Below are 10,392 nucleotides of genomic sequence, written 5' to 3' on the forward strand. Positions count from 1 at the left end.
TATCAATATTGATGTCTGTTTTATTGCCATTGATGAGATCATAGAGTGAATGGCCTTCATATTCATTCAATCCAATGTTCTTGGCATTGACTGCGATAAAGTTTGCGATCAATGTATATACAGAAATTCCTGGCGCCTTCCCAAGGTATTTTTTGAATACCGCGATTGAATGGTACTTTCGCTGGTTGGCATCTTCTGTCCGTCACCATCCCCTAATGTTTTATTGTCGATAAGATCCCACAATTTGAAAATAGGCAACCCATGCACAAGATTACCTGCATTGTCATTTGACGCACACATTGTATCGACACGAATGTAATCCTGATGAGTTGAGCGTAGAAGGTTGAAATTCATATCCGACATTTCAGCCATTTTTTCAGTACTAATACCAAAAGCATCAGCTAGAATACAAGCATTTACCGCAGTTTTAGGTGGCTTTGTTTTTACATTGTACCGTGACTTCATGTGGGTAAACACATCCCACATGTTGGTACGATCCCCCATGTGCATCATGATGTCCGGAATTTCTACCTGGGGTAATGTTTTAAAAAAGCTATCTTCCAATTTTTCAACACCATCATACCCAAGGCTCCAATCTTGTTCACCCGATTTCGTTTCTTTAATTTTGAAGGACTGATTTTCACCACGATTAATTCGACTGGTTGTTCTCTCCCATGCACGGTCTAATTCATCCAGAACCTCATCTAAACGTTCATCGCAATAAACAGGTATTTTTTATAGCCAAATTCATTGGCAATTTTTTCAGCATCATCAACCAATGATTCAGCCACCAAATCATGATCAACATCACAATAGGTCACGCTATCGTTACAACAGAGCAAATTTTTATCTAAACGGTGATACATTTTTTGATATACAAAAAACTCAAACAAATGCGGATCGATTTGTTCATCGTTCGCGGTTTTCTTCAAATAAGGCAAGGAGGTTTCTGAAATCTTGTCTTCCAGCTCTTGAGGTAATTTAAAGGATGCCGGGCCTTTTTTCCGGAGACCATAATGATTTTTCATGTGCTTGATAAATGCCATGACATCGGCATCTGCTTTATAGTATTCAAATGAAACATGAAGTAATACCGGTCGCAAATAAAGCGCAAATAAACGAGATTGCTCCAGATAAAAATCTCGCTTGGCGGCTTTTGCATCAAACCTGCTTCCCATTAAATAGTCTGCAATGATCGGAAATTGCTTCTCGGGCAGAATGTTATAGGCCTCCCGATTTAATTCTTCATGCCCCATGCCATATTTACGGTTGGGAAACCACTTCATAAATTTTGCCAACTTTGGAACATCAACAGTCAAATTGGTATTGTATTCCGCACGTGCTTTTTCAGCATATTTTTTAGCATCTGACATGATGCCTCTAATATGAAACATAAAGCTAGTGATCAAATTATCCATGATTTGCTGATAGCGATGGTAAATAAAACACAATGCCTGTAAATACTGTTGTGTTTTATTGACTCGACGTAATCTTGATGCGGCATACTGCTCTGCCAAATCGGAATAATAACGAATCGCATTTTTGGATATTTGTAATGAGGGTAAAAACTCCTTTGCAAATACATACAAGTCGAGGAGTTCGACTGCCTTGGCTACTTCTTCCTTGATAGGATTATATTTAAAGCTCTTCTGATCTGCACGAATGACATTGAATTTGGTGCTTCCTTCTTCGCGCTTGATCAGATTTGACAGTTTTTCCTGTTGTTCTTGTGGGATTAGCTGAATCAGCTTGCCAATTCGTTCACTTTCTCTGGAAAATGCTCGTGTAAACAGATCTTGTAAAGTACGGTAAGATGGGAGCAGTATTTTCTGATTTTCAAAATATACCAACAACTGCCTAAATGTATCATTGCCTTTTGGGTAATAACGTAATAATTCGCAGAGATGGGATTCAACCAAGGCATTTTGTTTTAGCGACCAGTCTTGATAATCAAATAAGTTTAGAATGTCTTGTTTTTGTTGGTTAAGGGTTTGACGTGTGATGCTGCTTGGTAACTTGGCTTTTGCATTTTTATAATATTTTGCAATGAGATAGGTCACGTCATCATGCACTTCATCGAAGGTGAATTCAAAAAATTTCTGCTTGGCTTTAAAGTAAGCAAGCTGCAGCCTAAAGGCAATTTGGGTCTTTGTTGCTGAATATTGACGCAACGCAATCATCTCTTGTGAATTCATTGCAAAATAAAGTTCACGTTCACCAGAATTAAAATTAGGACGCGCATAAAAATCTTCAATTTCTGGCTCGGTAAGTAACTGCAACCGATTTTTCTTTGTCATAGGGTGGTTCAAAAAACGGAGGTTTGGCTGGACTGATCTTTCAGTCGAAAAAAATCGCATTGTACGCTGATTTTTAGTAAGATAAAGCGGTTCAGTAAATCTTGGTTCAATATATTGTTTTTAAGTTAGTAAAATGGACTAATCTGTATGAAAATAGGATATGCACGCGTTTCAACCAAAGAGCAATCTTTGTCCATGCAAGTTGATGCACTCAAAAAAGCGGGTTGTGATCAAATTCATGAGGAAATTGCCAGTGGTGCAAAAATGGCAAGGCCTGTGCTTGAAGAAATAATGCGCAATATTCGTGAAGATGATGTTTTGGTTATTTGGAAGTTGGATAGGCTTGGCCGAAATCTGGCTCATCTTATTCACTTAACCAATAAATTAATTGAAAAGAAAGTTGGATTAATCAGTTTGAATGATCCAATTGATACATCAACCGCACAAGGCAGAATGATTTTTGGTATTTTTGCAACATTGGCGGAATTTGAGCGCGAATTAATTCGTGAGCGTACTCAAGCGGGATTAAAATCAGCGCGGGCTCGTGGGCGCAAGGGAGGTAGACCTAAAGGCATGTCAACGTCGGCTATGGAAAAAGCAGCAATTGCCGAGGCGCTCTATAGGAATGGGACTATTCCTGTAAAAAAATTGCTGAGCAGTTGGATATTTCTAAAACCACATTATATTTTTACTTGCGTTCTCGTAACGTTCAAATAGGAAACACACAATTGTGAGTGTTAAAAATTAAACAACCATAGTTTATAGGAATTACTCAATGCTCACATTATTCATTAAGGGCTTAATTATTGGATTTGCCATTGCAGCCCCTGTTGGTCCAATTGGCGTGCTCTGTATTCAACGTTCACTTCATGATGGATTTAAAATTGGCTTGATGACAGGCTTAGGAGCAGCTTTTGCAGACGGAAGCTATGGGTTAATTGCTGGATTTGGATTAACTGCTCTATCTTCTTTCTTAGTCACACAACAGTACTGGATACGTCTAGTAGGGGGATTATTTTTACTCTATCTTGGAATAAAACTATTCCTCACGCCGCCACAGCAAGGATTAGAAGGGAGTGAGGACAAGTCAGGCATACATGCATTTGGCACGACCTATTTATTAACATTAACCAACCCAGCTACCATTTTGTCATTCATTGCTATATTTGCTGGCCTCGGCCTAAACACAACAAGCACTGATTATGTTCATGCCATTATACTTGTATTAGGAATAACACTGGGATCAGCAGTCTGGTGGCTGTTGTTAAGCTGTGGTGTGGCATTTATTTTACATCACCGCTTAAGTCCTGCAGTTATGCGAGGAATTAATAAGTTCTCTGGTATGATTATTCTGGCCTTTGCTGTTTTTGCTTTATCAATGAAATAGAAATGAATGGTCAGCTAACTTTTGCACAATATATAGTTTGAGTCTGGTATCGATGATCGCTCAGAATTAACATTTTTGGTGGTTATTCCACACGACCCCTATTAGCCTTCGTGCGAAAAGATTATCAAGTTGCCTGTGATATGTTTGCGCCGATTATAGCTAATTGCTTCCAAATGGGGGAAGTGATGCTCAGGATGAACTGTTTCTGCAAACTTATTTACTTAGCCTTTTGGGAGCCAAAAGGCAGGCTGAAGCAGAGCAATTTTTTGCTAACTATTTATCGCATTATAAAAATACACCCTTGGCCGAGTATTGGTTTACGAATAGACACTAGATTTGATTAATCTTTTAATAGTCTTATCATTAGAAAAGACCAAATTGGTGCCGCAAAAATCATGAAAATAATTAAAATAACCGCAATAGGAATGCTATCAGTTGTTAGCAAGCCATAAATCAGTGCAATGACAGCTGAGATGTTTAACCAAAAAATAACAAGTGTCCATTTTATCCAATGGCTTCCAACAATAATTTTTGATTGTTTGCTGGCTTTATACACTAGATAAACTCCTAAGCTCCCCATTAAAAATCCCCAGGCTATCAAGATTGCAGAATGCGATTGAATGACCAGAAAGGTACTCCAAAAATTCTGGAGAATTTCTGGAGGAAGCTTAAAAGAACCCATTAAAAACCAACAAGCTAGCAAATTCAGATCGACAATTACTCCTGTAAAACCAGCGGCAAAAAAGCAAAAACAGCAACATTGGTGTAAAGAGTAGCGCCAAAAATATGGCGGAAAGCTAAACCTAATAACATGACGGCCATATCAGCAATAGTAAAAACTATAAAGGACCAGGCATAATAAGCCCAGTAAGGCTGTAGTTTTGCATAAAATTAGAGGCTATTTCGGGTGTATAGATAATGGAATGAGAAAAACTGATTGGTGAAATCATATGAGCACAAGTATAAATTAATCCACCCAGGAACCAGGCCAAACCGTAAATATAAAAATGCTTTTAAAAGTTTATTATTCATATTTACCATAAGTCTCTATTCAGAGTAGATAAACTATTTATAAATCATAATCTCAATTGCCGCCAGTTATAGTGATACAAATTACACCGTATTTATAGATGGCATTCTCTATGCTTGAAATATGGGTGAGGAAACCTACATCATTAGTCTAGATGTACTATACTTCACTTGCGATTAGATGAAATTATGGAGAGCTAGTATGTCCCCGACCAAGAAAAAGATATTGCCGACGAACCTAATAATTTGCAGCAATATTATATGGATATCATCGCGTGCATGCCCAATATCGTATATATTTTAGATAAAAACTGTATCTTTACAGGTGGAAATAATAATTTTCTTAAGTTACTGGGGCTTAAAAATATCGAGGAATTGGTTGGTAACAGCTACAAACAAATAATAAAACTTGTTCCTTGGTCAGAAGAACGGATGCAATTATTCAAGCGTGATGATATTAATGTTTTGCTTTCGGGTGAGGCGGTTTACAACGAAGAAGAAGCCCCGGTTTTTGATCAACAACGAGGTATTATTTATTACCTTTCTACTCGTATCCCTTTGTTTGATGAGGATAAAAATGTCATTGGCTTGGTTGGTATTTTAGTGGATATTAGCGAGCGTAAGAAAATGGAAGAGCAGTTAAGTATAATTAAAGAGCAATTACAGAAAAATAATGCCAAACCACAAGAGACCTTCGTCAATATTGATGATAAAAAACACCTAAAGTACTCATGATTGAGGATAATACTATTGCACAAAAAGCGGCTCAATCTTTGCTAATGCAGTTAGATTGCCAGGTGGATGTTGCCGAATCTGGCGATAAAGCTGCACTTTTATTCCAACCTGGTAAGTACGATTTGGTTTTTATGGATATTGGATTAGAAGACACCTCTGGTTATGTTGTCGCAAAAAAATCAGACAAATGGAGAAAGATACTGGCCAGCGCGTTCCTATCATTGCGTTGACAGGTTATGAAGCTGATGTGGTTAAATATGATTGTGTTGATTATTTTATGGAAGGGGCGCTGACTAAGCCTCTAACCAGCGAACAAGCCAAGCAAATCATTCAACACTATATTTATCATATCGATATACCCGTTCGTGGCTTAAAGAGTATTCAACAACCTGAGAGCTAAGTATAAATAGGTTTAGGGGTCATTAAGGAGCAATGACCCTATTAAATTCTTGAGACGAACATCCATTAAGTTGTTTGCCGTAAATTAATGGCTTTAGTCACTGGTTCATCTGCACGATATCCGCCGGCTAATTCTTGATAGAGTTTAACTACCGTTATTAATTGCTGTAATTTATCCTGGTTTAAATTGATATTCATCTTATCCAGAAGAATTTTACTCTTTAAGGTCTCCACATAATTTTGAATGCCACGTTGGTATAAGCGACTATTTAAATCATATGCCTTTGCCACGCGTTTTGTGCCCGGGTTGTCTGCTTAAATTTATTGGTTAAACGCTCATTTTCAGCTAAAGCATTCGTAGTATCTCTTAAAGCTTTTTGCAGCGTATCAATATAATTAAAATAAGACACCTTATTCAAACCGCGTGCCTTAGAAATTTCTCCCAGGACTGACATCCGGATCAGAGGAATTTTTAATAATTGATCATTAAAATAAATATTCTCTTTAGGTACTGCATAACGGCTATCACCTGCAATCAGTCCATCTATTAAATCCAATTGGATAGTGGGTAAAAGAGCAGAGGCTGCCAATCCTATACCTTCATTAGTAGCGCGTAAGCGATTTTCAGCCATTTGCATATCAGGTCTATTTTCAAGAACCGTTAAAGGTAATGAACCAGGTATTAAATGGCGGTTATTAAATTGCAAAAACTTTGCTGAAGTCTTTATTTCACCTGGATTTTGATTAATTAAATAGCGCAATGCATTACGACTAATAACAATATTACGCTCCGCAACTTCCACTTCGCCACGGATTACTTCCGCTTCGCTATACAACTCTTCTTGTTCAATTTCAGAACTCAATCCCCCCTTTGTAGACTTTATTGGCAACATGGGCAAGATGAGTCAGATCGTCAGCCAAAATCTGCAAAAGTTGTTTACGCTCTTTTTCTGCTAGATAAGTAAAGTAACTTGCTGTAATTTGGGAGATAATAATTAATTTAAGAGCATCATCTTCGGCTCTTATTTGCTTCAATTCATATTTGGCTATTTTTTGTTCTTTAATTTGATGAAAGATATTCATCGTATAACTGGGAATGAGGACAGCCAAAATACCGGGAAATCCAGTTGCAGGATTTCTGGAGTAACCTAGCATCATGTCTAGAGTGGGGATCCATTGATAACGAACTTTTTTAAGTTCTCCTTGCGCTGCCTCTATATGGCCTCGCGACATATTAAGACTGGTATTACACACCAAACCCCTGCTAATAAACCGGTTAAGTGTCGGATCTTTAAAACCACGCCACCAGGCTATATAAGGCATATTCTTTTCGTCTGTAGAAATAATATTTCTATCAGCTACAGACCATTTATTGATGATTTCAACATTAGGTTTAGGATAAGGATTATGATAAGCACATCCGGCTAAAATAAATGTTAATAAAAAACTTTAACCAGGTGTTGCATGCATTACTCCATCACTTAAATCCATCTTTTCTACACCAATAACAAAAGCTTTTAAACGTATTAAATCAGCCTGTACCTGTTGGAACAACTGAAAGTAGTCAAATTTGTGATAGCGCTTAGTATAGTAAGCCATGTATAAGGCTTTCAGGCCGATAAAAATGCGGTTAGTCAATTCAACAAACTGATTAAACTGATCTCCCACTGCATCTTCCGATTTAATTATAAATTGAGCATTCCTTATTAACATATTCACTGCAAAGAGGCTTTCCGTCAACTTGATACACGATCTAAACCATTCTGTTCGTTGGATTTTTCCCTGATTTAATAACCGAACCAGGGTATAAAGATCGTTAATCACCTCCGATTGCGTCTTGCTAATAAAGCGTTCTGTCAATTGATAACGGCGAAACCAAAAGTATTCAAAAATTAAAATAATGCCAAAAGCAATCACGGTACAAAGTGTATAATCAATAATATAGTAAGTTACAGTGAGTGAATTCTCTGTACTAAAATAGCCAGAACCAATAACTGACGCATTGACTGTGAATACAGTGGGAACACTATATTCACGCCCCACCAGAAAAAAGCAAAAAAACAGTCATGGGGAGAATAATAATCAGGGTTCGATAGTCAACGTGGCCTATAAACCATAATATATAGCCGCTAAAGAGACCTAAAAGCACCCCTAAGAAACGTTGATAAGCACGAAATATTGTCGTTCCATTGTCAAAGCCAGCATAAATCATCATTACTGCAAATCCAGTCCAACCAGCACGTGGATAACGTAGCCATTCTTGCACAAAAAAGTAAAGAAAAACACTGTGCTAATCTGTATGCAGCGCAATTCAAGGTAAGTAAATGCTTGATTTCCTAACCATCCACGCATAAATAATTCCAGCTTAAAATTAATTGATATAAAAGACGTAATTCATGTGTTTCCTTAAACGCAGATAACTCTTGTTGCGTTAAAACAACAGGCTGTCTGGTTTTAGAGGCTTTAGCGAGACGTGCAATATATTTATGTAAAATAGCAACGTATTCTATGTGCAGTTGCTTTTGAAAAGATAATAAATAAGACATGGTTAAAATCAATTCAAAAGCTAGCAGTGTTATCTTCAATACACTGTAACATTTAATTTTCTTAGGCAACATTTTGGCATAACGTTCCATAGTAATAATGCCAGGAAAAATAGCGATAGTTTCGACTTCTCCTTTACAAAATTTGCCGGAGAGTGTCTCCAAGTTAGTAATTACCTCACGAAATGCACTGAACCAAATTTCAAAGTAATAGCTTTTAGGAAAAATAGACAAGCCAGCAAAAATCACTACAGTAGCTGCAATGGTTTGCAAGGCATTATTGACAGCAACATAAAAATTGCTATCTGCATCAAGACCATAAATGAGGGAATAAGATGCTAGACTGAGCATCAAAGGAACAATAACGAGCATTTTTTCAAGGTATGCAACACAATAAAGTAAAGTACCAGTGTGTAAGAAAAACAAAAATAAAAAACGTTATAAACAGACAATACACCAAAAAGAAAGATCGATAGCGTACTGCCAAGAAGGGTCCATAACAAAAATACATATTTTTCTTTTAGCGTAGTGCCAGCAGTTTCAGCTGTCAGGCAAGTAATGGGTACATAAAAAATAAAATAAGGATTGTGCATGGAAGAAAAAGGTTAAAGAGAATCATGAGTTCCAAGACAAACAAGGCTTTTAGCCCATTGGTACGATGTTCTTTATATCTATCGTAAGCAGCAATCTTATCTTTTAGTCGAGATATAAACATAAGCACTTGCACCAGGGTTGAGAGGATAGTTTGGATCAGGATCCAATATCTTGATTTGCAATGGGAATCGCTGTGGCAGTAATAACCATTCATTTTGATTTGAAACAACCTGAATCTGGCTTTTTTGAGCAGTGACTTGTCTTTCGGCAGGCCATAGGGAGTTAACTACTTCACCATGAAATAGTTTATCAAAATAATACATACGTAAAATAATATAAGCCTTATCACCCGGGCGTACATTACGTAAATCAGTTTCATTAAAATTAGCCTGAATATAATAGTTTGATGTATCTATAAACGAGAAAACCGGTTTATGAATTTTAATCGGTGTATTAGGGGAAACATACATATTATCAATTACCCCATCTCCCGGAGCTCTTACCACAGTCAAATCAAGATTAATTTTAGCTTGATTCTTTTTAGCTTTCAGACTGGCAATAGTATGTCTTTGTTGTTCAATTTTAGCCTGTAATATTTCTATTTCCTGTAATAAAGAAGCGCGCTTATTACTTAAAGTAGCTACATCGTAAGTGAGGTTTTTAATTTCCAGAATAGAAACTGCTTCAGCAACATTTTTATCCTTTTTAAGCCAAGCGCATATTTAGCTTTATCTAATTCAGCATCAGTTGCTCTAATTAGCGCCATTGTTTTATCAATTTCCTTTTGAAAGACGGTGATTTTCTTTAAACCCTCTTGATAATCCGCACTAGCTTGTTGATAGGCTAATTGATAAGGGACTCTATAAACTGTAAATATACGGTCATTTTTTTGACGTGTTGGCCGTTTTTTACATAAATTTCAGTAATAAAACCCGAGACATCGGCTGCTACCGGTGTGACATTGGTCACCACAAAAGCATTATCAGTAAAGGGAAGCAAATAGGAAAAGAGATGAAAAATACCAATAAGGAGTGCCAAACCGACAACAATAATTGGTAGATTAAGATGACTTTTCCATCGCTTAAAAAAAGAGGAATTGTATGTGTAAAGAAATGATGTACTCGTTTCCCTAATGCTTCATACCAGACAATAGAATTATCATTCACAATAATACGCCTCTTTATAAACAATGAGTTAGCTTTTTAACCTACGCTTAATTTAAGTTAAATTGCTCCTTTTTGCCATTTTCGAATTAAACGGGAATGATTATTAGGCGATTCATACAAACGACTTTGTCCGTTTTCTGGTGGATAACCCCATTGAGATTCCTCAGCAAGTATAGTTTGAGCATCAAAATAACCGGCATCTATTCGTTTTTAATAATGGTTTGACCAAAGTTATAATCCTT

At 36.8% G+C, this 10,392-nt stretch carries 15 protein-coding genes and 1 pseudogene; 5 read left to right on the forward strand and 11 right to left on the reverse strand.

Features of this window, described 5'->3' with window-relative positions:
• Together BN58_RS30920 and BN58_RS24605 are read right to left on the reverse strand one after the other, a co-directional pair.
• Positions 1 to 513 (reverse strand): annotated as a pseudogene (locus BN58_RS30920) (Tn3 family transposase); the annotation flags it as partial.
• Between the two features lie 191 nt (positions 514 to 704).
• The gene (locus BN58_RS24605; RefSeq protein WP_019216962.1) at positions 705 to 2,297 is read right to left on the reverse strand and encodes a DUF4158 domain-containing protein; all 1,593 of its coding nucleotides are present in this window, start codon (positions 2,295 to 2,297) and stop codon (positions 705 to 707) included.
• Between the two features lie 147 nt (positions 2,298 to 2,444).
• Between BN58_RS24605 and BN58_RS24610 the strand changes: the two genes are divergently transcribed.
• Both BN58_RS24610 and BN58_RS11520 read left to right on the forward strand, forming a co-directional pair.
• Positions 2,445 to 3,014, forward strand: coding sequence for a recombinase family protein (locus BN58_RS24610; RefSeq protein WP_232220553.1), 570 nt, complete (start codon positions 2,445 to 2,447; stop codon positions 3,012 to 3,014).
• A 58-nt stretch (positions 3,015 to 3,072) separates the two neighbouring features.
• On the forward strand, positions 3,073 to 3,684 hold the full coding sequence (locus BN58_RS11520) for a LysE family translocator (protein ID WP_019216963.1): 612 nt from the start codon (positions 3,073 to 3,075) through the stop codon (positions 3,682 to 3,684).
• Between the two features lie 340 nt (positions 3,685 to 4,024).
• Here BN58_RS11520 and BN58_RS11530 read toward each other — a convergent pair whose 3' ends face one another.
• Positions 4,025 to 4,285, reverse strand: coding sequence for a hypothetical protein (locus tag BN58_RS11530; RefSeq protein WP_156812491.1), 261 nt, complete (start codon positions 4,283 to 4,285; stop codon positions 4,025 to 4,027).
• Positions 4,286 to 4,974: 689 nt separating this feature from the next.
• Between BN58_RS11530 and BN58_RS34050 the strand changes: the two genes are divergently transcribed.
• Genes BN58_RS34050 through BN58_RS34060 form a run of 3 tightly spaced genes read left to right on the forward strand, consistent with a single transcriptional unit; the run spans position 4,975 to position 5,848 of the window.
• The gene (locus tag BN58_RS34050; RefSeq protein ID WP_232220554.1) at positions 4,975 to 5,448 is read left to right on the forward strand and encodes a PAS domain-containing protein; all 474 of its coding nucleotides are present in this window, start codon (positions 4,975 to 4,977) and stop codon (positions 5,446 to 5,448) included.
• Positions 5,445 to 5,678, forward strand: a complete 234-nt coding sequence (locus tag BN58_RS34055) for a response regulator (protein WP_232220555.1) — start codon at positions 5,445 to 5,447, stop codon at positions 5,676 to 5,678. The genes BN58_RS34050 and BN58_RS34055 overlap by 4 nt, the downstream gene beginning before the upstream one ends.
• Entirely contained in the window at positions 5,675 to 5,848 is a 174-nt protein-coding gene (locus tag BN58_RS34060; protein WP_232220556.1) for a hypothetical protein, read from the forward strand. Before BN58_RS34055 ends, BN58_RS34060 begins: the two co-directional genes overlap by 4 nt.
• 65 nt (positions 5,849 to 5,913) lie before the next feature.
• Here BN58_RS34060 and BN58_RS34065 read toward each other — a convergent pair whose 3' ends face one another.
• From BN58_RS34065 to BN58_RS34090, 8 genes are all read right to left on the reverse strand, one after another.
• Positions 5,914 to 6,138 (reverse strand): hypothetical protein, encoded by a 225-nt coding sequence (locus BN58_RS34065; RefSeq protein WP_232220557.1) that lies wholly within the window; start codon positions 6,136 to 6,138, stop codon positions 5,914 to 5,916.
• Entirely contained in the window at positions 6,117 to 6,710 is a 594-nt protein-coding gene (locus BN58_RS34070) for a TolC family protein (RefSeq protein ID WP_232220558.1), read from the reverse strand. Before BN58_RS34070 ends, BN58_RS34065 begins: the two co-directional genes overlap by 22 nt.
• Positions 6,700 to 7,170, reverse strand: coding sequence for a TolC family protein (locus BN58_RS34075; protein WP_232220559.1), 471 nt, complete (start codon positions 7,168 to 7,170; stop codon positions 6,700 to 6,702). Before BN58_RS34075 ends, BN58_RS34070 begins: the two co-directional genes overlap by 11 nt.
• 126 nt (positions 7,171 to 7,296) lie before the next feature.
• Positions 7,297 to 7,890, reverse strand: a complete 594-nt coding sequence (locus BN58_RS24625) for a hypothetical protein (RefSeq protein WP_019216968.1) — start codon at positions 7,888 to 7,890, stop codon at positions 7,297 to 7,299.
• Positions 7,880 to 8,113: an FUSC family protein gene (locus BN58_RS34080; RefSeq protein WP_019216969.1), complete on the reverse strand. Its 234-nt coding sequence runs from the start codon at positions 8,111 to 8,113 to the stop codon at positions 7,880 to 7,882. Before BN58_RS34080 ends, BN58_RS24625 begins: the two co-directional genes overlap by 11 nt.
• Before the next feature lie 70 nt (positions 8,114 to 8,183).
• Positions 8,184 to 8,816: a hypothetical protein gene (locus BN58_RS24630; RefSeq protein ID WP_019216970.1), complete on the reverse strand. Its 633-nt coding sequence runs from the start codon at positions 8,814 to 8,816 to the stop codon at positions 8,184 to 8,186.
• Positions 8,817 to 9,079: 263 nt separating this feature from the next.
• A complete protein-coding gene (locus BN58_RS34085; protein ID WP_232220560.1) occupies positions 9,080 to 9,490 on the reverse strand; it encodes an HlyD family secretion protein in 411 nt (136 codons plus the stop codon).
• A 337-nt stretch (positions 9,491 to 9,827) separates the two neighbouring features.
• On the reverse strand, positions 9,828 to 10,022 hold the full coding sequence (locus BN58_RS34090) for a biotin/lipoyl-binding protein (protein WP_232220561.1): 195 nt from the start codon (positions 10,020 to 10,022) through the stop codon (positions 9,828 to 9,830).
• Positions 10,023 to 10,392 lie beyond the last annotated feature (370 nt).

The sequence above is a fragment of the Legionella tunisiensis genome (genome assembly GCF_000308315.1).
Lineage (GTDB): Bacteria > Pseudomonadota > Gammaproteobacteria > Legionellales > Legionellaceae > Tatlockia > Tatlockia tunisiensis.